We start from the raw sequence: 21,361 nt of genomic DNA, 5'->3' as shown, positions 1-21,361 counted from the left end.
GTGGCGGCTCTATTTACTCAGGCTCATCTTGCAGTGGGCGGAGAATAGCCAGCGTTGCAGCATGACCATGAAGGAATGGTCGCCCCGCGACGGGGCCGATCTCACCGCTGGCAAAAAATCCAGTGACTGGTCGTTTGCCGAGTCGCTCATCGATGATGGAAATGTCGTGGTTTTCCTCCTCGAACAAGCGTCTGCCACGGCCGTTGCAAGTGAACAATAAAGCGGCAAGTGGGTCTGACTTTAAGACCTGACTATCCAGTAGTAGCTGAAGGTCTTCTGTGGCAGTGTTTGAATCGCGCACCATGAACTGTACGGTTTGACCAACACGAGGAACTTCGCCAATGACGACAGCGCCTGTTTCATTTTGCACACCAAGTACATTACGGACCATGAAATCGCCACGGCCTAAATGTTCTTTGTACTCACTAATAGCAATTCCTATCAGCACGCCATTTTTCAGAAGCTCATGATCTGAAGGCGCGATGGATTGAGGAAGTCTCTGGAGTACCTCCGTGGCCTTCTTGCCTCCAAGCTCTAGGATCATATTTTGATTGGCCTTTGTGATCACCAGTGGCTCACCAATAGGCCGTGCGCCGTGGCTGACCAGGCAATCGACTTCGATATCACCAGAGAGTGAGATGCCCACAGCTCCGGTGTTAGTCAATTGGTCATTGAGCAATAAGACGTTGTGCCCTGCTTGACTGGCACCAGAGATGAGACCACCAACCACCGGCATTGGACGTCCTGACGGAGCACATGCACTCATCGCGCCAAGTATTTTTGGTACCTGTGTGGTAAACGGATCTGCAAGAAGAATCGTAGAGCGGTAATCCGGCCCATAGCCGATCAACTCGCTGACCTCGTTCAGATCTTCAGGCATTGATTGATCAAGCTCGATACGCCAGGGCTGAAGATCAACGCCAGGGAGTTGAAGTGCAAGTGTGCTCCAGCCTGCGAGCCCCTCGAGTTCGGTACCGCAGCCGACAACCCCTTCGGTTGTGACCGCGACGTTGACGTCTGGATTGAGCGTGGTTCTCAGAAGTTCACCACCTTCTTGCAGGGCAGCTCGATGGTGAAAGCTGGCGAAAGAAATCACGAGATCAACCTTGCCTCCTAGCGCATCATGGAGTTTATGGGCGACCTCTGTGGCGGAAGTTCGGGTGTCGAGATGCCCACTGACGGCAGCCGCAGCGGCGAGAATAGGTTGGGTCGGTGAAGTTGATGACATGACTCTGAATCCTACACCGTCTGAGCTCATGAGGGGAGTTCAGGACAAACTTGAGTTTAAAACAGTCTCTGTTGGCATTGAACTCAGAAGTGACAGAACAATCATCGACACACCTGTCCGACGGTGTAGAATGGACACTTTAGTACCGGAGGGGCTCCATTAGTTCATGTCTTACGAGATGGATCTACAACATATTCAGGTCGCTATGGACCACGCTGTTGATGCTCTACAGCAGTTGCAAAATCAGGACGGCCATTGGTGCGCTGAGTTGCAAGGCGACTCTATTTTGGAGAGCGAATATCTGTTGATGAAGTTCATCCTGGGGCAGGAATCAGAGCCGCTTGTTGATGGTTCAGATGCTTCAACTTTGAAGAACATCGCAGCGTATCTGCGTAGTCAGCAACGTGAAGATGGCAGTTGGGGTCAGTATCCAGGGGCTGGTGTTGATATTAGCGCCACTGTGAAGGCCTACTTTGCACTGAAGTTGATGGGAGATCATCCAGACGCAGCACATATGGCAAAGGCCAAAAAAGTAATTCTTGATAGTGGTGGGGCGGAGTGTTGTAATACTTTTACGAACTTCTATTTGGCGTGTCTTGGGCAGGTCTCATGGAATGCAATTCCAGCGATTCCGCCGGAAATTATGCTCTTGCCACGTTGGTGTTATTTTCACCTCAATAAGGTCAGTGCCTGGACCAGAACAATGATCGTTCCACTTTCACTTGTGGTGACGCTTCGGCCTCAACGGTCACTGCCGAAAGAGCGTGGTATCGATGAGCTGTATATCGACGAGCGTGAGCGGCATCGACTATCTGGTCGCAGTGAAGTGCCACGTGCGTGGCGGGGCTTTTTCCGTGTCGTTGACGGTATTCTCAAGCGAACACATCGCCTTGGCGGCTCTCCATGGCGTCATCGCTGTATTCGTAAAGCAGAGCAGTGGCTCTTGTCGCGTGCTGGTCAGGATGGCGAGGCTGCAACTGAGGGTTTGGGGGCTATATTTCCTCCCATGGTCTATCTGCAGATCGCCCTTTCAGCGTTGGGTTACTCAAGGAAACATCCAGTCATCAATCGGGCCGAGCGCGAGCTCGACAAGTTCTTTCTGACTGATGATAAGGGGCAGATTCGTATCCAGCCCTGTTTTAGCCCAGTTTGGGATACCGGTATCGCGTTGTATGCGTTGACAGATTCGGGGCGGTGCGAGGACGACCCAGTGGTAGCCAACGCCACGAGATGGCTACGGGAGCATCAAGTTCATCACATTGGTGACTGGGCGAAAAACTTAGACCGCCCGGTTTCTTGTGGTGGTTGGGCGTTTGAATACCAGAACGCTTGGTATCCCGATGTCGATGATACTGCGATGGTAGCGATGGCTTTGCAGCGAGCTGGTGGTGAGCACAACACTGCGGCTGCTGAGCGTGGAGTTCAGTGGACGTTGGCGATGCAAAATAGCGATGGTGGCTGGGCAGCCTTTGATAAGACGGTTCATCGGCAGATTCTTGAATACGTTCCCTTTGCAGATCACAATGCCATGCAAGATCCATCCTGCGCTGACATCACAGGTCGTGTACTGGAGTGTTTATCTTGGCATGGCTTCACGCAAGCAGACTTGTGTGTTCAGCGCGCTATTTCATATATCAAACAACATCAACACGCAGACGGATGCTGGTTTGGGCGATGGGGTGTTAATTATATTTATGGCACATGGCAGGCTGTCATTGGACCGTTGCGCTGTGGGGTTGATGTAAATGAACAATGGGTGCAGCGTGCAGGCCAATGGATGCGATCAATTCAGAAAGAGGATGGTTCGTTCGGTGAAAGCGCCGATTCTTATGAACAGCCGGAGCTAAAAGGCCAAGGTCCATCAACAGCGTCGCAGACAGCTTGGGCCACCATGGTGCTGTTAGAGATTTATGGACACCGTGACCCCGCGGTCAAGAAGGCCATTAAGTGGTTGGTTGATCATCAGCTCAGTGAGGCACAGGCGGCCGATAAGGCCTCAAATCCAGATGGTGATCCAGCTGGTTCCTGGCATGAGTCAGAGTTCACGGGTACGGGTTTTCCGCGTGTATTTTACTTGCGATACCACCTTTACAGGCTGTACTTCCCTCTGATGGCGCTCGCTCGTTACATCAGCTCACATGAGCACTTGGGAACGAATTCTAAGCCAGCCAAGGTCCTCCCCAAGCTGCAGCAAACGACCTAAACATACCTCCTGGACGCCTCTGGCGTTTCCCCGGATAAGATGTTGTGTTCATTGTTACTAGCAGAACATGAAAGGGATTTTTTGTCGTGATCTTACGAATACTTAAAGTCAGACAAGTCTGCACCGGTTCTCGTCCTTGGGGGGCCGTATGTTTGATGACAATCTTCTCTCTTGTGGTACCACAGGCGTTTGCATCGACAACCCTACAATCTGGAGTAGACCCCTCCGCTTCAAAAAGTAGTGAGATGTTAACCGAGCCAGTGCAACTAACGCTTTCAAATCGTTTCATTAAGGCTGGCGAAGCATACTTTTCTCCCCATAGCGAAGAGATCATTTTTCAGGCAATAGAACACCCAGAAGAAGGCCAAGCACCGAATCCTCATTATGCGATGTTTATCGGGACACTTGCTCAAAATGAGGCGGGCAAGTACACCGGACTAAAAGACATTAGAGAAATAAGCGCGCCTGGTAGCGCAAGTACCTGCGGCTGGTTTGATCCCAACGATTCAAAACGGATCTACTTTGCGACCACCATGGTGGCACCAAGTGCGCCAGATTCGCCCGGTTATCAGCGTGATCGTGGCCGATACCGTTGGCAGTTTCCTGTTGAGATGAACATTGTCCGGTGCGATGTGACGCCAGAAGGATCAGCAATAGGGGAACCCGAGGTCGTTGTTGAAAATCCAGACGCGTACATTGCAGAGGGGGCACTGAGCCCCGATGGAAGACACATGGTGTTTTGCTCAATGGAGTCTGGTGCGGGAGATCTATACATCAAGGATCTTCATACTGATCGCATCACTCGAGTCGTGCAGAGCGATGGCTATGACGGTGGTCCATTCTTTTCGCCAGATGGAAAACGTATCTGTTATCGATCAGATCGTCGTGGAGACAACCATCTACAAATATTTGTGGCTGATCTCGTCTTTAATGATCAGGGTGAGGTCGTTGGCATCGAACGAGAGCATCAGGTCACCAATAACGCCTTTGTTAATTGGGCGCCGTATTGGCATCCAGACGGTCGACATCTCGTCTATGCCACGAGTGCCATCGGTCACCACAATTATGAGGTCTTTATTATTGATGCAGATCCAGGGACCCAATCAGGTTCCCATGGCACCTTGCGTTATGGCACCAACGGAAGAAGGGTGACCGATGCCGAAGGTTTTGATGGATTACCAGTGTTCAGCCCAGATGGGAAGCACCTGATGTGGACGAGTCAACGTGGCGATGATGGTTCTAGTCAAGTTTGGATCGCGGACTTCTCAGGTGAATTGGATGCGATTGGCTCACCATGATAATGGCTCGTATGTTTCAGACAATTGGGCTACTGACCTTGTTGACGGCGTGTACGCCTCATCGCGTTGAGTATCGGCCGCAGTCATCAATTGAAACGTCACTCGGCGCCGGTCTTCGGGAGGATGTCCATCTTGAAGATGGCACGGTTCTTCGTTTTGCTGAGGCGCCAAATCAAGCCCGAAAGGGGCCAACTTTTAAGGGAAGTGTGGCAAAGACTCACCTGCGAGCTCAAAATGAGGATGGCACTGTTGAGCTTAGTAGCCCAAAGCCCGTCGACCTTCTTCATAACCTTATGAATTGTCTACGAACACGTGAATATCAGTTGATATGGGATCAACTCATTGCGCAGTCAACACTGGATCTTTATAAAGAAAAAGACCAAGGTGTTGAGGTCTTTGCAGCGGTTATGGAAGAGCGCCGGGTTGATCTTGGCCGAACGCTCACCCGTATACAACGAGGGCTCCGAACCAACGATGCGAGAATGAGAAAAGCACCTAATGGAATCTTGCGCATCGAGCTAAGACCATCTGTTGCTGGAGAATACCGCTATACCAGGATCGACATGGTCCAAGAAGAGCAAGGTAACTTCATGTTGATCCGAATTCAGTAAGTCACCTACGACCATGATTGAGATCTGAGAATCTATGCTGACGGAGCCGTCGTTTCTGTTGCCGCAGATTCCTCTGGATCTTCTGACTGGGCAGGCTTTGGCTTGTTGGTGAGGTAGAGATGATCGTTGCCTTCCTTATGAGTCACAACAATGATCTCACCGCCCTTAAATTCTCCGGCAAGTAAGCCTTCGGCTAGTGAGTCTTCAATGTAGGAACTGATTGCTCGACGTAGTGGGCGGGCGCCAAAGTCAGGATTAAATCCCTTGTCAATCAGGAAATCCTTCGCAGGCTGATCAAGCTCGAGAGCCATATCCTTTACAGCAAGTCGCTCACGGACCTTTTCTAGCTCAATATCAATGATGTGAATGAGGTCATCCTTCACAAGCGGGCGGAAGACAATAGTGTCGTCAAGGCGGTTGAGAAACTCTGGTCGGAAGAACTTCTCGACCTCGCCCATCAAAGCAGTTTTGATGTCCTCGTAATTGCGTACTTCATCACGTTTGCCGAAGCCAAATGACTGCCCACCTTTGATGATGTCAGCACCGATATTTGATGTCATGATGAGTACGACATTTTTGAAGTCAACATGCCGTCCGAACGAATCAGTCAATCTTCCTTCTTCCATGATCTGTAGAAGCATATTGAAGACATCGGGATGTGCTTTCTCAACTTCATCAAGCAGTACGACAGCGTAAGGCCGGCGACGGATCTTCTCGGTTAACTGGCCACCTTCCTCATAACCGACGTAGCCGGGAGGCGCCCCAATAAGGCGGGAGACATTGTGCTTCTCCATGAACTCAGACATGTCTAGGTAGATCAAGGCATCCTGATTGCCGAACATGAACTCGGCGAGGGCTTTGGCAAGCAATGTCTTACCAACACCCGAAGGGCCGATGAAGATGAATGAGCCCATTGGCCGATTCGGATCCTTCAAGCCCGAGCGAGCTTTTCGAATGGCCTTGGATACAGACTTAACAGCTTCATGTTGACTGACAACGGTCTTGTGTAGTTCATCTTCAATTTGTAATAGTCGTTCAGATTCTGCTTCCTCAAGCCGTGTGAGCGGTACACCTGTCATCTTGCTGACCACTTCCGCGATGACCTCTTCATCGACTACTCCGCCGACTTCGCTCATTTGCTCACGCCAATCCTTCTGAAGTTGCTCTTTCTCAGCACGGAGTTTCTCTGCTTGATCGCGCAGATCAGCCGCCTTTTCATAGTCGGCACCCTTGACCGCTTCATCCTTTTGGATGGCGAGCATTTCAATGCGCTCCTCAAGTTCAGCAAGGTTTGGTGGTTTGGTCATTGATTTCAGACGCACGCGAGCACCGGCCTCGTCGATGACATCAATAGACTTATCTGGTTGTACACGGGCCGGTATATAACGTCCCGAAAGTTCGACTGCCGCACTCAACGCATCATCAGTGATAGTCACTCGGTGATGGTCAGCGTAGCGTTGACGGAGTCCTTTGAGGATCTCAAATGTTTGTTCTTGGGATGGTGGCTCAACAGGGATAGACTGGAACCTGCGTTCGAGTGCAGCGTCTTTTTCGATGTATTTGCGGTACTCGTCAAATGTCGTGGCTCCAATACACTGAATTTCGCCACGAGAGAGGGCGGGCTTCAATACGTTGGACGCATCAATAGCACCTTCGGCACCACCTGCGCCAACCAGCGTGTGTAATTCGTCAATGAAAAGAATGACATTCTTCGCACGGCGTACCTCATTCATGACCGCTTTGATGCGTTCTTCAAACTGGCCTCGATATTTAGTGCCTGCAACCATCATGGCCAGGTCAAGTACGACGACACGTTGATCATGGAGGATGTCAGGCACATCGGTAGCAATGATCTGTTGTGCTAAACCTTCCACAATCGCAGTCTTGCCTACGCCTGCTTCACCAAGAAGAACGGGGTTGTTCTTTGTTCGACGGCAAAGCACCTGTACCAAGCGTTCAATTTCCTCGCTGCGTCCGATGACTGGATCAAGTTCAGAATTCTTTGCGAGCTCAGTTAGATCTCGTCCAAAGCTATCTAGCGCGGGTGTTTTACTTTTTCCACGACGAGCTGCAGGGGGGGCGCCGCCTAACTCAGCAGTTGGGCCATCCTCCATTGTGTCAGATTCATCAGCATCCACGCCAGCACCAAGCAGATTAAGAACTTCCTCGCGAACCTCTTCGAGCTTGAGGCCTAAGTTCATCAATACTTGTGCTGCAACACCATCATGTTCCCGCAACAGTCCAAGCAACAAGTGCTCAGTGCCAACGTAGTTGTGATTCAAGCTACGTGCTTCTTCAATTGCGTACTCGATGACCTTTTTAGATCGTGGTGTTTGTGGCAACTTGCCCATTGTGACCATGTCAGGTCCAGACTTAACGAGCTTCTCAACCTCAAGGCGCACTTTACGTAAATCAATACCTAGGTTCTTAAGAACATTAGCACCAACACCAGACCCTTCTTTGACAAGGCCAAGAAGGATATGTTCGGTACCGATGTATTCGTGGTTAAAACGCTGGGCTTCTTGATTGGCTAGCGCCATCACTTTGCGAGCTCGGTCTGTTAGGCGTTCGAACATTACTTGATCTCCCGATTCTTACGAGGGTGCTCATCTGAGCGGCCGACCTCGCCCTGGATTCATATTTCTAGATGGTCTCCTGAGACCAGCCGTCGTACCATTGTACTTCGGCACGAACAGTCCGCTAAATCAGCTAATCCTTGGAGCTGGACCAGAACAATGGCGCACCCCTATATACGTATGCTTTTGCTAGGCGTTCTTGGTACTTGCCTAGCACCCAATTTTGCGCTATCGGTGTCGCAGCAGGAATCGGCTCTCATACTGCCTGATCAAGCCACTCTAGGGGCAGAAAATGCTGATGAGAGGGTCGAAAACGCCATTCAGGAGGCGCCAGAGCCAGATTCGGCTGCCCAAGGAGATGAAATCCCGGTCGATGGGCAGGCGGTCACAGGGCAGAACGCTCGGATGACTTTCATGATCATCCAGCCCGAAGGTGTCCAGCAGATGACTATCACTGCGACTGGCTGGGATAGGAATGGGCTGGTGGGGCCGGGGGGCGAAATCTCCTGGCTGATCATTGATCCCAAGGATGTCTGGCGGCTTTATCCTCGATTAATGGGTCCCAAGCAGGCTCAAACTTGGCTAGATCTTGGTCATATCTTGCTTCAGGCGCCTGATGACCTCTTTGCTCAAAAGCATTCAGGACAAGCCTTTCGCCGAGCGATCGCAATAGATCCGGCCATGGGGGATCGAATCGCGGTGATCAAAAGAGAAGTCGCTCAACAACTTGCAACTGAGACCGAAGCCGAAAAGACTCGGTCGGCTCATGATGTGCATCGCACTTCTCCAGAGGTTGGACCTTGGCCCGAGGGTATTTGGCCACCAGAACCATTAGAGCAGCGCGCTGAGCGGCGAGCAGAGGTACAGGAGTTTGTTGAATCAGTATTAGAACCGCGCCCAGAAAAATGGAAGTATAAAGACGAAGACAATTTTTTAGTGGCGCATGGTGGTCTTGATAACCATGAGCTCGCCTTGATCTCGACCGAACTCAAGAAGCACCTGCAACGACTGGACAAGTACATTCCGCAGGAGGGCTACTTACAGGGAAGTGATCACTTCTATGGGCCAGTTGGGGTGATTGTTTCTAAAAAACAAGATGACTTTCGAATTCTTGAGGTCGATGCTTTTCGTCAGATGACAGGTCCAGATGTGATTGGGATTACGCACTACAAAGAGCCAATCGTAGTCCTACATGTGAGTAAGACAAAAACTGCAGAGGCATTCAACGAGATACTGAGGCAGCAGCTGACACTTGGTTATTTGCATAGACATATTTCACCCGACCGTTTACCGATATGGGTTCAAGAGGGGGTTGGGCCTGCTCTCGTGATGCTTGATATCAGTCAGGAACCAATAGAAATTGCAGATCATGATTTAGGTGTCAGGGCGATTCGATCCGGCGCTAATCCGGGTCATATTTTTAGTATGACCTACACAAGTGAGCAATGGCCTGGTTCTGAGAACATTGGGCCCACACTTGGTTACTTGACCATGCTAGCGATGCTTCGGATCTATCCTGAACAAACCCTGAAATGGATAAGAGCCATGAAATTTGGAGTTCCATGGGCAACGGCACTGTCCGAGACTATGGATATGACGCCAGATCAACTTGCCAATTTGGTCGCCCAATACTGGCGTGTCAATGACTGATTTCAGCTGTTTGGCTCGCTTCAGTGACGAGGCCATCTTCAAGCCGGATAATTCGATCGGCTTGCTCGGCGATCATAAGATCGTGCGTCACCATCACAATGGTCAAGCCATTTCTGTGTTGTGTTTTTAAGAGCTCGAGTATTTCTTCACCGGTCTGACGATCAAGATTTCCAGTTGGTTCATCAGCGAGGAGGATCGGAGCGTCATTCATAAGCGCTCTTGCAATTGCCACACGCTGTCGCTCTCCACCAGAGAGCTCGCGTGGTCGATGTGAAAGGCGATGGCTCAGTCCAAAGGCATCCAGCAAATCAGTTCCACGGCGTCGCAGGCCACCAATATTTTTTAGGTAAGAGACATGATTGAGCCCCACCATGCCAGGTAGAATGGTGTTCTCCAACACGGTGAGCTCTGGCAATAGATGGTAAAACTGAAAGACAAAACCAACTGACTTATTCCGGTATCGGTTAAGAGCTTTTGAACGAAGCGAGCTTAGTGTTTTACCCTGATAAGTAATCGAGCTCTGGTTTGAATCTGGATGATCAAGTGCGCCCAACAGATGAAGCAGCGTACTCTTGCCAGATCCCGAAGCGCCAAGAATGGCGACCCATTCGCCAGCCTCTACATCTAGCGAAACACCACGTAAGACGGGAACTTCTACGCGTCCCAGTTGGTAAGTCTTATGCAGATCTTTAGCTTGAATAATGCTACTCATAACGCAATGCCTTGACTGGGTCTGTATCAGCCGCTTTTGCTGCTGGAATAATGGCGCCTATCAAACTGAATATCACGGCGCCGATCATGGTGCCAATAGCTGACCACCAATCCAGCTTGCTGGGAATTTCACTGAAGTAATAGATCGAGGGGTCCCAGATAGCAACGCCTCCCATGCTGTCGAGGATGAGTACGCCAATGGCCAGAATTGTGAGGAGTATGGTGATGATCAAGCCCAACACAAGTGGAAGAAGTGAGCCGCGCCAAGATAGGTAGATTGTGAATCCAACACTACAGGCCGCTAATGCGAAAAATATCCAGGCAAGAATCAACGGTGGTTCTTCTAGGCTGCCATGTATCTTGTTGATATTCGCGACAATCAACCATCCCAACCCCAGTCCAACCACAGCTCCAACAGAGCCGACAACCAATCCGTATCGAAGGAAGATCCAGATGATGCCAGTTCTTGAGGCTCCAACACTTCGCAGGATTCCAATATCGCGTGTCTTTTCGTAGACAATTGCCCAGAAGATTGCCAATACGAGCGCTGCGCATACGACATAGACAATCGAGAATAGTGTCTGGATGAGCCGTCTTTCATTTTCAACAGGACCAATGAAGCCTGCCTGTTGTTCTTCCCAAGTCATGATGTTCAAACTTGGGGAATTTGGCGATGGTGGTGGCACCAGTGTGTTTGGCCTGGCAACGATGTCATTATAAAATGACGCATAAATAAGACTTGCTCTTTGCTTAAGTGATTCTGGTGTTACGCCATCAGTGGCACGAATCAAGATCATTGTCGTCTTCGCTGGATCAATACCAACTTCAATGTCGGGATCGAACTCATCAACAATAGTTGCTTGATTGAGATTGAGTAGATCTTGGGCGATGTCCAGCGGTATGAGCACGCGTGTGTCGTCAATGAGATAGACACCAGACTGGAACTCGTTGGCAACGGCAAGAATACGGCTGGACGGTTCAGTGACAATGCCGCCGGACTGGTCAATGGGCATGGTTGTCAGTGTGACTTCGAATCGAGGCATCCACCAATACCAATCTTCAGCGGGTAGGGTTGTACCATCAGCGGTTCTGTTATTGGCTTCTGATACATGAAGACCCATCACAATGCCGGGGGTGGCCCCACCATCTCGTGACAGGCTGAGGCCATCTGTGACAACGGCATCTGCACTGACAAGGCGTGGATCGCGAGCAAGTATTGACTCCCATAACTCAGAGCCAAGACACTCTTGGGCAAGCGTGGGTGTCCTTGAAGCACTTCGAAGTATGACCCGCCAGTTATCCAGAGAGAGATTGCTAGCAATGGCGTGTATCTCTTCTGGTGATGCATTACGAAGCTGAGGATCTTCTTTCAATATGCAGAGCAGCGCCACGCGTTGCTCAAGATCAAGTGAAGCAATAATCGACTCCCATTGCTGAGCAAAAAGATCTTCAAGGAGGTAGTACCAGGCTTGGCTTCCAGGCTCGACTGTCTTCCATTGAATTGACTTTGAGAAATCAGTGACCTGCTCGAAAGTATCAGGATCAACACCCCAGATTTGTACAGTCCGCGTTGTTTTGCTGTCACCATTTGGATATGGCATCTTGATGAGACCCCAGCTATCGACGACTGGGGTCGCAGCAGCCACATCATCGGTCTGAACAAGCTGCTCAATGAGCTCTTCGTAATATGGAATTCCATGGATGGAGTGACTGATGACGACATCACCCATGAGCTTGCGACCAGAATCTCGGACCATATCGAGGAATCCAGTCATGACCGATACAACAACAATCACTAAGGCCACACATAATGCAACTGCGGCTACCGCGAGTAATGGAATGACTCGAGAAGTCAGGTAGCGATTAGTGAGTAGGGCCTGGTACATGGGCGCGATCAATCGAACCGGAGTAGGTCAATTTTCGGTGAGTGAGAGTAAGAGCGTTCATCGCAGAGAGTAACCAGCCTTATAGAGGGGAACAACTGTCGATCAGCCTTGGCTGTTAATGATGCCAATCAGGCTGCGTGAGACCCCTATGTCAGCAATAATAATTTCGCCCACCAGATCTCTGACCTGGGGTGCCATCAAGGCTGGCTTAAGTGCGACAAATGTCACGGTACTTGAGGCTTTGACGCAAGCACCAAGTATCTGCCCAGTATCACATTCCATGCCTGAGGGAATATCCACTGAAATGACAGGGCACTTTGAATTGTTGATGGCATCAATGATTGTGCGAACATTGCCCGTCACTTCCCGGTCCAGCCCCGTGCCAAAGAGGGCATCGATGATCAGATCACAACTCGTAGCGCTGTCATATTCAGTGATCGGCCGCACTGGTATGCCCATCGCTTGGCACGTATGGTGATTGCGGGCTGCATCTGAACCAGAACGCGGGAGGGACGTTTGGAATACATCAACTCGCACGCCTTCTTCGTGTAGATGGCGTGCTGCGGCGTATCCATCCCCGCCGTTATTTCCGCTTCCGCAGAAAACGACAACATATGGGTCTGATTGCTGCACAACGAAGCCAAATGCCACTTGGGCAACATGGCGTGCTGCATTTTCCATAAGCACCGAACCATGAATGCCAAAGTGCTGAATCGCAATCTGATCGGCATGATTTGATGCTTTGCGGTCAAGGATTGGAAGCTCCGACGTTGTACAGCTTAATTGGCCGTTTAAACCAGCAATCCGGATAGATGGAAAATCAGAGGATTTCATGGACGGCATATTATCAATCACTCGACTTATGAGGCGCCCTGCGGGTGTTCTTGGTTCTGGGGAGGTACACTTCTGATTACTGATCAAGGAGTATTGATGAGCACGCTGCTTATTTTGCTGTGGATTTCGTTCGCTTGTGTTGCAGTTGCAAGCTCATATTGGGCGTTTGTCCTATTTCGGATGCTCCGCGCGCTCGGTGATCGTCCTTCGGTCCGGCGTGGGTTAGATTTACCGATACCGCCAGAAGGTTTACCCAAAGTGAGTGTGGTCATACCAGCACATAACGAAGAACGAGTCGTCGATGCGTGCGCTCTGTCAATTCGCAGTCAGAAGTATGAAGATCTTGAGATCATTTTTGCGCTGGATCGTTGTACGGATAGGACGGCAGAAATACTCAAAAAGCATGCCGCTGAAGACGATCGGATCAAATTAGTCGAGATTCAATCTTGTCCATCTGATTGGGCCGGTAAATGCCATGCAGCCCACCAAGGATCTCAGCATGCAACTGGTGAGTGGATTCTGTTTACGGACGCAGATACAAACTTTGACCCACATCTCATTCGAGCTTCAGTCTTAATGGCAAAGGAACGAGATGCGTCACTTTTGAGCCTTCTAAGCACGCTGACGACACATCATGATTTTGAGAGAAGCGCACAACCAGTCGCTTCCATGACGCTCCTGAAACTTTTTCCCCTCGATCGTGTTAATGACCAGAGGAATGGTCGCGTTTTTGCAAACGGCCAGTTTTTGCTCTTTGATCGAAAATTCTACGAGAGCATTCAAGGGCATGTCAGTGTTAAAGACGCACTATTGGAAGATCTTGCTTTTGCTGAGCGGGTTTATGTGAGAGGTGGGCGAGGTTTATTGTTACTTGCAGATGGGATGTTGATCTGCTCGATGTACTCATCACTAGAAAACTTTCGAGAAGGGTGGAAGCGTATATTTATTGAGGCTTGCCATCGTCGCCCTTCAAGACTTCGCAAACAGGCTGTGCGTGTTGCTGCTCTTGGCTTGGTGCTGCCAGCAATCTGCTTGGTATTGCTGGTATTGGGAATTACGGCACTCTTGTTAGGCGATCAGACGGCAGGGATTATTGGCTTGGCGATGATCCTGGCCTGCACCGTCATACAGTTGACTGCAATGATGATGATCTATCGAGCTGGTTGCGTCTCGCGGCGATATATCTGGCTGTATCCGTATGGTGCATGGATTGTGACGCGCATACTGCGGCAAGGCGCCAGAGATTTGTTAGCACGGCAACCTATTCGGTGGGCTGGTCGCGAGTACATCTTAGATCCTCGATAGAAAGTTCCCCGTGTGACCTTTAGGCGTGCTAGGATCTGCTATGCGCATTCTCCTAACGAACGATGATGGTATTTCAGCGCCAGGAATTTATTCACTTTTTTCTGCGCTGAATGGTATTGGTGAACTTGTACCAGTGGCTCCAGCGACTGTTCAGTCCGCCACCAGCCACGGTGTTACTTATGATTCACCTCTTCTCACACGAGAGGTGAGGGTCAATGAGGAAATGACTGGGATCGCTGTCGAAGGGCGCCCTGCCGATTGTGTCAAGGTTGCGTTCCAAGCGTTGTGGCCGGAGCAGTTTGGTCAAGACACACGCCCAGATTTGACTATTAGTGGGATGAATACTGGTGCAAACGTCGGGATTAACATTATCTACTCAGGCACAGTTGCGGCTGCAGTAGAGTCGGCGTTCTTAGGAGTCCCTGCAATCGCTGTGAGTCTGCACATTGGTGATCCTAAAAAGACGTGTTATGAACGTGCAGCATCTTTTGCGAGGACCGCTATCGATCGTGTGCTCGAGCATGGCATCGATCCTCATAGTGTCATCAACATCAATATTCCCCGTACTGAAACCAAAAATATGCCAATGCCCGAAATCAAGGTGGTAGCGATGAACACTGCCGCGGGCGTCGATCATTATGAGCGGCGGGAAACACCGATGGGCGAACACTACTACTGGGCGACTGGTAGCGGCATGGATTTCGCACACACCGCAACAGGATCCGATGTAGAAGCAATTTTTGAAGGCTGTATTACTGTGACGCCATTGACCTATAGCATGACTGATCACCAGCGAATGGAAACCTGGCGAGAAAGACTGCAGGCACAGCCATCAACAAGTTAGCGGCGCCGACGCGTAAAAGTAATCTGAATCCGAACAATTAATGGATCATCCTTCGCACGCTCTTCGATCGCTTTGCCCTGTGCTCGCCATTTAAAAACACTTTGCCGAAGAATTTCATCGGCTCGGCTATTACCAGAACTCTGAATCACTCTGACATCATCGGGCCGACCAGTATTGAGGAAGACAATCTCTACCACGGGGAATTTTCGCATTCCAAGTGTGCCACTGACTTGTTGCAAAGGCGTTAATTGAGGTTTAGAAGTGAGAATTTCATACCCCTCAGCTTGGAGTGGTCGGCCGAGTTTCCATTTATTGATAGGCACCTTAATAGTTGATGTTGCATCTGATTCTCGATCAGCAGGCGTTCCTGGTTCAGCCTCCTTGGATGTTGGTGTTTCAGCTTGACCTGGTGCGGCCGTTTCTGGTTTCTGTGGTTCTTGATTTGGTGTGGGTTCTTGAGTTTCGGAAGCATCAGCGTTTGTCGCCTCTGGCAACGACATTAAGATCAATGGCCCTGGCCCGAGTATTGGGGTCATTGGTATTTTCTGGGCGCCTTGCTCACTGATTGGCGCCTTAATAAGCCCTTCTGATTGTTGTGCCTTCTCTGGATTGTCTTGTTTGTCAGGATTACCTTGCGCAGTCGCTGTCACTGGCTCTTGAATAGCAGGGGTGGTTTGTTGATCTTCGCCCGTGTTTTCTTCACCTGGCGTTGAAGGATTGACAGTATTTGGTGTTGCATTGGGCGCGCCCATGGGGGAAGGCGTAAATGCTGCTTGCTCAACCTCCGCTAACTCAGCAAGGTGTTCTTGATAAGTGTCGTATCCAATCCAAACAAGCGATGATGGCGAGCCTTCTTCACCACCAAGTGGTGGAGGTGGCTCTCGCTGATCAGGAACTTCGGTTAAGTCATCAGCGACTTCACGCGCGGATGTTTGCGGTGACAGGATTAAAAGTACAACTGGAATGAGTATAAAAAAATGAAAAGCGATTGAGAAGATCAGGGCTGCGCCAAAGCCGCCAAAGAGTCGACCCGATTTGGGTGGTACAAGTTGCGGGGGTTGGTCCATCATTGGCTATTTTTCTGTGGAACGACAGGTGTGCCTACGAGGTTAATCTCGACACCGGCCTCACGTAAGCGATCCCAGAGTCCAGTGAGAACTGGACCCCGATCTACATCACCTTCACCTGCAGCCATCACAAGATAAAAACGTGTGTTTGGTTCTTCTTGTTTGGCACTGTTGATGCGATCAATAATCTGATCAGCCTCAACTTTTTGATCGTTGAAACTCAATGCCCCATCAAGTCCGAGCGTGATGGTTGCTGCAGGAACCGGATCAGCAGGATCGCCAGAGAGATACGTTTCCAGTGGTACGGGTAGAAGATCGACACGCACCATGAGGACAAATGCGTAGATGAAGAAGGTAAGTAGGAGAAAAATGACATCGATCAATGGCATGATCTCGATGCGAGTGTCATAGTCCGATCTTCTGATCGTTCGCATGGGATCTCCCGAATGAGCAACCCGGCCAATCTGTTAAAGATCGAGTTGCAGCGATGCAAGTGAAGTGCTTATGTCTTCTGTGAATTCAAAGAGCTGATCAAGACCTGTGATTAACATGATGGACCAAACATGGTCATTAATGGAGCAAATCCGAAGGCGACGATTTGCGGCCATGAGCATTTTTCGCAGCTTTAAAATCGATGCTAGATTCGAAGAGTTCAGATGGGTCACACCAACCATATTCAAGATGACATCAGGTGACTCATCACCTTTGTCTTGAATGCGCCGCATCAGTGAATCCATGTCTTCGGAAAAGTTGGGCTCGTCCGAAAGCTCGGCGATTGCAATGCTGTCGGACCAGTCGTTGATGGGCATTTGAGAGTTCCCTTGTTTCAACTTGAGAACGTGAATGCAATCAAGTTGATGCTAAATGGCAGTTGTATCTGAATAGAAATCGTTCTTAAGTGGATTCTGTACCTGATCCTTCAAGCATGTTTTCGCTCGACGCCGCATCTTCATCCTCAGCGAGGCGGGCTGCAGCGATAAGTCGGTCTTCTGGTTTCAGATTGACGACGCGTACACCCTGTGTATTACGCCCGATCTGGCGAATAGTTGATGCGCCGATCCGAACAATCATTCCACCTTCACTCACAAACATCAGGCCATCGCTTGATCGCACACATCGAACAGCAACAACGTTTCCATTACGTGAGGTATTTTGAATGTCGCGACGACCTTTGCCGCCACGATTTTGGGCGTGAGAGGTGCCATCCTCGGATTGCACAAGGTATTCTTCGAGATCAGTGCGTTTTCCGTATCCATTAATAGTTACGGTCAAAAGATCTGCATCTGGTTCAACGCGAATGAGTCCCACAACTTCATCTTCAGGGCTTAGGGAAATGCCTTTGACACCAGCAGCATCTCGTCCCATCTCTCGCGCATCGGTCTCAGTGAAACGAATGGACATGCCTGTTCGTGTTGCGAGTAACACGTCATCGCTCCCAGAGGTTTGTTCGACACCAATGAGTCGATCACCAGCATTGAGCTTGATGGCGATAATGCCGGCACGGTGGACATTGCGATAGGCCTTGAGTGCGGTCCGTTTAACGCGGCCCTGAGCTGTTGCAAAGAGAAGGAAATCTGTTGTGTCCTTTAGAGAAGCCGCCTCAATTGGCAAGAAAGCAACGACCTTCTCGTCAGGCTTAAGTTTCAGGAGATTAACAATAGGTCGCCCCTTGGAGGTGCGTGACATTTCAGGAATCTGGAAGACCTTAATTTTGAACAGTCGCCCGGTATTCGTGAAGCAGGCCAGATCATCATGCGACGATGAAGTGAACAAGTGTTCAATGAAGTCACCATCACGAGAATCCGAGCCTTTGATACCTCGGCCACCACGATGTTGTTCGCGGTAGGTGTCCATTGGCAGTCGTTTGACATAACCCTGATGAGAGATTGTTACAACAACAGTGTGCTCTGGAATGAGATCGCCGATCTCAAATTCTTCTGCTTCTGCTTCCTCAAAGCCAGTCTTCCGTTCGTCACCGAACTTCGCTTTGAGCTCTTCACAATCTTGTCGGATGATGTTAAGAATCAGTTGTTCGTCAGCAAGGAGTTCTTCGAGTCGCTCAATTTCATCCAGCAGCGATCGGTATTCAGCGGTCAGCTTCTCAATCTCAAGGCCAACAAGTTGAATGAGACGGAAAGCACCAATGGCCTCTGCCTGTACACGTGTGAGATGAACGCCATCTTCTGTTTGTGACCGTTCAATCAATCGCTCATCAATCAGATTGGCATAAGCGTGCTTGGTTGGAATTCGGAATGCCCGTTCCATGAGCTTTTGAATTGCTTCATCACGAGTCTTACTGCTCCGTATTAACGCGATGACTTCATCGATATCACAGACGGCATAAATCAAGCCTTCAAGGCGGTGCGCCTGCTTTTTGGCTTCCCGAAGCTGGAACGCCGTCTTACGACGAAGAACAACACGACGGTGGTCGAGGAAGCTACGAAGAAGTTGTTTCAGGTTAAGAGTGCACGGCCGATGGTTTGACAATGCAATGTTGATAACTGAAATAGTGCTTTGCAGTGGTGTGTATTGATAGATCTGCTTGAGCACAACATCTGGATCAGCACCTCTCTTGAGGTAAACGACAATCCGTGTTCTGTGTTTCTTACCGGAGAAGTTTTTGATGTCTGCGATATCTGGAATTCGCCCAGATTTCGCGGCGTCCACCATCTTCTCAATGAGATTGCCTTGGACGACCTGGTATGGAATCTCATCGATGATGATGCTCTCTCGTGAGCCATTTTGCTCATAGTGCACTCGTCCACGGAGTATCAGTCGCCCGCGACCATCTGCGTAAGATTCGCGAATGCCTCGACGTCCAACGATGACACCGCCAGTTGGGAAGTCTGGGCCGGGAATGATACTGATCAAGTCGGCAAGTTCTAGATCTGGGTTATCAATCAGTGCGACAATGCCATCGCAGATCTCGTTGAGATTGTGCGGTGGCATTGAGCAAGCCATACCAACAGCAATTCCACTTGATCCATTGACGAGAAGGTTGGGGAAGCGGCCAGGTAATACTGTTGGCTCTTCTCTGGTCTCGTCATAGTTTGCTTTGAAGTCGACGGTATCGAATTTTAAATCGTCTAGTAACTCAACAGCAGTTGATCGAAGTCGAGCCTCTGTATACCGCATTGCTGCAGGCGGATCACCATCAATCGATCCAAAGTTGCCTTGTTTATCGATGAGTGGGTAACGCATCTTCCAGTCCTGAGCCATGTTGACCAGTGTTGGATAGATGACGCCTTCGCCGTGTGGGTGATAGTTTCCAGAAGTATCACCAGCAATCTTGGCACACTTTCTGTGTTTGCGCCCAGGTGATAAGTTGAGATCAGCCATGGCGATCAAAATGCGTCGCTGTGATGGCTTGAGACCGTCACGGACATCTGGAAGTGCCCGGTCCATGATCGTGCTCATTGCGTAGGTGAGATAGCTTTCGTGAAGCTCTCGATCGATACGCTGGTCAATCATACGACCACCGTTATTTGATGGTTGCTGATCGTTCGAGTTGTCTGGTTTTGGTGTCTTAGCCATAAGTAGTCACGGGGTCCTGCGCAGATCGATCGGCGAGGTCAAATAAGCCATCCAGAGGCGACCGATTATTTTAGCCGATAAGGGGCTTGTGTTGGGGCGATTCACTGCCCTAAAAACCAGACTCAGGCTTCTTGGGATGGGTCTGAATCCGTGTTCTTAGGACTGAGTAGGACGAGGTACTCCCGGTTGCCGTGACCAGGCCGCCGTTGCTCGCTTTTGAGACCTCGAATTGGCGATTCTGTCCAGCTCAGAACAGATGTATTGAGCTCCTCAAACTGGGCGAGAACATCATTAAACACCTGCTCAGCCATGGTCGCGTCAAGACAGCCATCAGTGAGGGACTGTTCTTTCTGTGACGCATCAAGTTCATAATGAGGTTTGACGAGCGTAATGATGTGTCCGTTGGGGCCAAGCCAATCTAATGCCGCTGGGATGGCGCGACGCTGGTTCGTCCAGCCAAGATCAATAACCACCAGATCAACCTGTGCCGGTGGTTCGATATGTAGGGCATTTGTTCTTTCGTAGACCATGACTTCTTCACGGCGACGAATGGTGTAATCCAGTATGCCGTAGGCAGTATCTACAGCATGCACTTGAGCAGCACCGTTTTGGAGAAGGCAGTCAGAAAAACCGCCAACTGAACAGCCCAAATCAGCACATCGAAGTCCCGTCACATCAAACTGAAAGTGTTCAATCGCATGGGCTAATTTTAGACCACCGCGAGAAACATAACGACAATCAGAACGAGGCGACATCACTGTGCATTCGCTGCTATAGGAATGCCAACAAGTGTGACACCTAACCGATCTGCTGTTTCAATGACTGCTGGACGGTCTAACAGAATAACGCGACCAACACCCATAGCAATGCATCGGCCTCCGGCAGCGGCCACTCGTTCAACAGTTTGTGGACCAATACTGGGAACATCTGCACGCATGTCATGTGATGGTTTCGTAGACTTCATGAGCGTCCAGCCCTTACTCTTACAGAGCATTGCTGTTCGATCGATAACCGCATCGGTGCCTTCGACGGCTTCAACCGCGATGACGTCGCTATCACGAATTGTGAGACACTGTCCAATATCGAGCTCAACAATCTGTTCAAGTAATGGCCACCCGAGGTCCAGATCAAGTTGCTGCTGGTTGGACAATGAATGTTGGCCAATGATTCCAGATGTTGCCATGTGTTCAGGGATGTACTTCGTTGAATCCATTAGCGTAATACCGCATTTATATAGTTCTTCAGCGACCGCAGTCAGCAACGCAGGTGTCCGTCGATCATGTCTCAGGGCACGATACCAGAGACAGAATGCTCGCCAGTCGGGGATCTGTCGAAGCACCCGAAAGGGGTCATGCATACGCTCTTTACCAACTCGACCAACCATAACGGCCTCGTGGAGTCGCCACCGCCGCATCAAGCGAATCCACCGCCCAAGTCTCACAATACCGGCCACTGCAAAATCATCGCAGTATTGGGGCAACTCTTGGTGGTATTGGCCACGCAATCCGACACAAGACACGCGATGGCCAGCTTGGCGTATACCCTGTGCAACAAGGATGGGTAAAACACCTTGTCCAGCGATAAGTCCAATTGAACGTGTCTGGCTAGTCATAT

Annotated in this window: 17 protein-coding genes; 6 read left to right on the top strand and 11 right to left on the bottom strand. The window is 50.0% G+C overall.

Annotation, left to right across the window (positions count from 1 at the left end):
• Window positions 1-13: 13 nt before the first annotated feature.
• Window positions 14-1,228, bottom strand: coding sequence for an FIST N-terminal domain-containing protein (locus P8J86_03920; protein ID MDG2053834.1), 1,215 nt, complete (start codon window positions 1,226-1,228; stop codon window positions 14-16).
• 166 nt (window positions 1,229-1,394) lie between these two features.
• Between P8J86_03920 and shc the strand changes: the two genes are divergently transcribed.
• The 3 genes from shc (at window position 1,395) to P8J86_03905 (ending at window position 5,340) form a co-directional block, all read left to right on the top strand.
• Window positions 1,395-3,431, top strand: coding sequence for a squalene--hopene cyclase (gene shc / locus P8J86_03915; protein ID MDG2053833.1), 2,037 nt, complete (start codon window positions 1,395-1,397; stop codon window positions 3,429-3,431).
• Window positions 3,432-3,586: 155 nt separating this feature from the next.
• A complete protein-coding gene (locus tag P8J86_03910; protein MDG2053832.1) occupies window positions 3,587-4,729 on the top strand; it encodes a hypothetical protein in 1,143 nt (380 codons plus the stop codon).
• An 11-nt stretch (window positions 4,730-4,740) separates the two neighbouring features.
• Window positions 4,741-5,340: a hypothetical protein gene (locus tag P8J86_03905; protein ID MDG2053831.1), complete on the top strand. Its 600-nt coding sequence runs from the start codon at window positions 4,741-4,743 to the stop codon at window positions 5,338-5,340.
• 32 nt (window positions 5,341-5,372) lie between these two features.
• Here the strand turns inward: P8J86_03905 and P8J86_03900 are convergent, their stop codons facing one another.
• Window positions 5,373-7,916, bottom strand: coding sequence for an ATP-dependent Clp protease ATP-binding subunit (locus P8J86_03900; protein ID MDG2053830.1), 2,544 nt, complete (start codon window positions 7,914-7,916; stop codon window positions 5,373-5,375).
• A 159-nt stretch (window positions 7,917-8,075) separates the two neighbouring features.
• Between P8J86_03900 and P8J86_03895 the strand changes: the two genes are divergently transcribed.
• Entirely contained in the window at window positions 8,076-9,566 is a 1,491-nt protein-coding gene (locus P8J86_03895) for a hypothetical protein (GenBank protein MDG2053829.1), read from the top strand.
• Here the strand turns inward: P8J86_03895 and P8J86_03890 are convergent.
• From P8J86_03890 to P8J86_03880, 3 genes are all read right to left on the bottom strand, one after another.
• On the bottom strand, window positions 9,556-10,278 hold the full coding sequence (locus P8J86_03890) for an ABC transporter ATP-binding protein (GenBank protein ID MDG2053828.1): 723 nt from the start codon (window positions 10,276-10,278) through the stop codon (window positions 9,556-9,558). The genes P8J86_03895 and P8J86_03890 overlap by 11 nt on opposite strands.
• Window positions 10,271-12,163 carry an ABC transporter permease gene (locus P8J86_03885; GenBank protein MDG2053827.1) on the bottom strand — a complete coding sequence of 631 codons (1,893 nt, stop codon included), beginning with the start codon at window positions 12,161-12,163 and terminating at the stop codon, window positions 10,271-10,273. The genes P8J86_03890 and P8J86_03885 overlap by 8 nt, the downstream gene beginning before the upstream one ends.
• 102 nt (window positions 12,164-12,265) lie before the next feature.
• Complete coding sequence (locus P8J86_03880; GenBank protein MDG2053826.1) at window positions 12,266-13,006, bottom strand: NAD(P)H-hydrate epimerase; 741 nt, start codon at window positions 13,004-13,006, stop codon at window positions 12,266-12,268.
• Window positions 13,007-13,093: 87 nt separating this feature from the next.
• On the opposite strand from P8J86_03880, the gene P8J86_03875 reads away from it, so the two are divergent.
• Complete coding sequence (locus P8J86_03875; protein ID MDG2053825.1) at window positions 13,094-14,302, top strand: glycosyltransferase family 2 protein; 1,209 nt, start codon at window positions 13,094-13,096, stop codon at window positions 14,300-14,302.
• A gap of 40 nt (window positions 14,303-14,342) precedes the next feature.
• Window positions 14,343-15,146 (top strand): 5'/3'-nucleotidase SurE, encoded by an 804-nt coding sequence (surE, locus tag P8J86_03870; protein ID MDG2053824.1) that lies wholly within the window; start codon window positions 14,343-14,345, stop codon window positions 15,144-15,146.
• Here the strand turns inward: surE and P8J86_03865 are convergent.
• The 6 genes from P8J86_03865 to lpxI form a co-directional block, all read right to left on the bottom strand.
• Window positions 15,143-16,216: a hypothetical protein gene (locus P8J86_03865; GenBank protein MDG2053823.1), complete on the bottom strand. Its 1,074-nt coding sequence runs from the start codon at window positions 16,214-16,216 to the stop codon at window positions 15,143-15,145. The two genes, surE and P8J86_03865, sit on opposite strands and share 4 nt — an antisense overlap.
• Window positions 16,213-16,647 (bottom strand): biopolymer transporter ExbD, encoded by a 435-nt coding sequence (locus P8J86_03860; GenBank protein ID MDG2053822.1) that lies wholly within the window; start codon window positions 16,645-16,647, stop codon window positions 16,213-16,215. Before P8J86_03860 ends, P8J86_03865 begins: the two co-directional genes overlap by 4 nt.
• Before the next feature lie 33 nt (window positions 16,648-16,680).
• A complete protein-coding gene (locus P8J86_03855; GenBank protein ID MDG2053821.1) occupies window positions 16,681-17,022 on the bottom strand; it encodes an STAS domain-containing protein in 342 nt (113 codons plus the stop codon).
• 85 nt (window positions 17,023-17,107) lie between these two features.
• Window positions 17,108-19,747, bottom strand: coding sequence for a DNA gyrase subunit A (gene gyrA, locus P8J86_03850; protein ID MDG2053820.1), 2,640 nt, complete (start codon window positions 19,745-19,747; stop codon window positions 17,108-17,110).
• Between the two features lie 122 nt (window positions 19,748-19,869).
• The gene (locus tag P8J86_03845) at window positions 19,870-20,502 is read right to left on the bottom strand and encodes an SAM-dependent methyltransferase (GenBank protein MDG2053819.1); all 633 of its coding nucleotides are present in this window, start codon (window positions 20,500-20,502) and stop codon (window positions 19,870-19,872) included.
• On the bottom strand, window positions 20,502-21,359 hold the full coding sequence (lpxI, locus tag P8J86_03840; GenBank protein MDG2053818.1) for a UDP-2,3-diacylglucosamine diphosphatase LpxI: 858 nt from the start codon (window positions 21,357-21,359) through the stop codon (window positions 20,502-20,504). The genes P8J86_03845 and lpxI overlap by 1 nt, the downstream gene beginning before the upstream one ends.
• Between the last annotated feature and the right edge of the window lie 2 nt (window positions 21,360-21,361).

Source organism: Phycisphaerales bacterium, from assembly GCA_029268515.1.
GTDB lineage: Bacteria > Planctomycetota > Phycisphaerae > Phycisphaerales > SM1A02 > JAQWNP01.
This window is presented reverse-complemented; position numbering and strand designations above follow the sequence as displayed.

Bases quoted from the DNA above. Each gene is read 5' to 3' on its own strand.
- P8J86_03920 (MDG2053834.1), bottom strand. From the start codon at position 1,228: ATGTCATCAACTTCACCGACCCAACCTATTCTCGCCGCTGCGGCTGCC.
- shc (MDG2053833.1), top strand. From the start codon at position 1,395: ATGTCTTACGAGATGGATCTACAACATATTCAGGTCGCTATGGACCAC.
- P8J86_03910 (MDG2053832.1), top strand. From the start codon at position 3,587: ATGACAATCTTCTCTCTTGTGGTACCACAGGCGTTTGCATCGACAACC.
- P8J86_03905 (MDG2053831.1), top strand. From the start codon at position 4,741: ATGTTTCAGACAATTGGGCTACTGACCTTGTTGACGGCGTGTACGCCT.
- P8J86_03900 (MDG2053830.1), bottom strand. From the start codon at position 7,916: ATGTTCGAACGCCTAACAGACCGAGCTCGCAAAGTGATGGCGCTAGCC.
- P8J86_03895 (MDG2053829.1), top strand. From the start codon at position 8,076: ATGGCGCACCCCTATATACGTATGCTTTTGCTAGGCGTTCTTGGTACT.
- P8J86_03890 (MDG2053828.1), bottom strand. From the start codon at position 10,278: ATGAGTAGCATTATTCAAGCTAAAGATCTGCATAAGACTTACCAACTG.
- P8J86_03885 (MDG2053827.1), bottom strand. From the start codon at position 12,163: ATGTACCAGGCCCTACTCACTAATCGCTACCTGACTTCTCGAGTCATT.
- P8J86_03880 (MDG2053826.1), bottom strand. From the start codon at position 13,006: ATGCCGTCCATGAAATCCTCTGATTTTCCATCTATCCGGATTGCTGGT.
- P8J86_03875 (MDG2053825.1), top strand. From the start codon at position 13,094: ATGAGCACGCTGCTTATTTTGCTGTGGATTTCGTTCGCTTGTGTTGCA.
- surE (MDG2053824.1), top strand. From the start codon at position 14,343: ATGCGCATTCTCCTAACGAACGATGATGGTATTTCAGCGCCAGGAATT.
- P8J86_03865 (MDG2053823.1), bottom strand. From the start codon at position 16,216: ATGATGGACCAACCCCCGCAACTTGTACCACCCAAATCGGGTCGACTC.
- P8J86_03860 (MDG2053822.1), bottom strand. From the start codon at position 16,647: ATGCGAACGATCAGAAGATCGGACTATGACACTCGCATCGAGATCATG.
- P8J86_03855 (MDG2053821.1), bottom strand. From the start codon at position 17,022: ATGCCCATCAACGACTGGTCCGACAGCATTGCAATCGCCGAGCTTTCG.
- gyrA (MDG2053820.1), bottom strand. From the start codon at position 19,747: ATGGCTAAGACACCAAAACCAGACAACTCGAACGATCAGCAACCATCA.
- P8J86_03845 (MDG2053819.1), bottom strand. From the start codon at position 20,502: ATGTCGCCTCGTTCTGATTGTCGTTATGTTTCTCGCGGTGGTCTAAAA.
- lpxI (MDG2053818.1), bottom strand. From the start codon at position 21,359: ATGACTAGCCAGACACGTTCAATTGGACTTATCGCTGGACAAGGTGTT.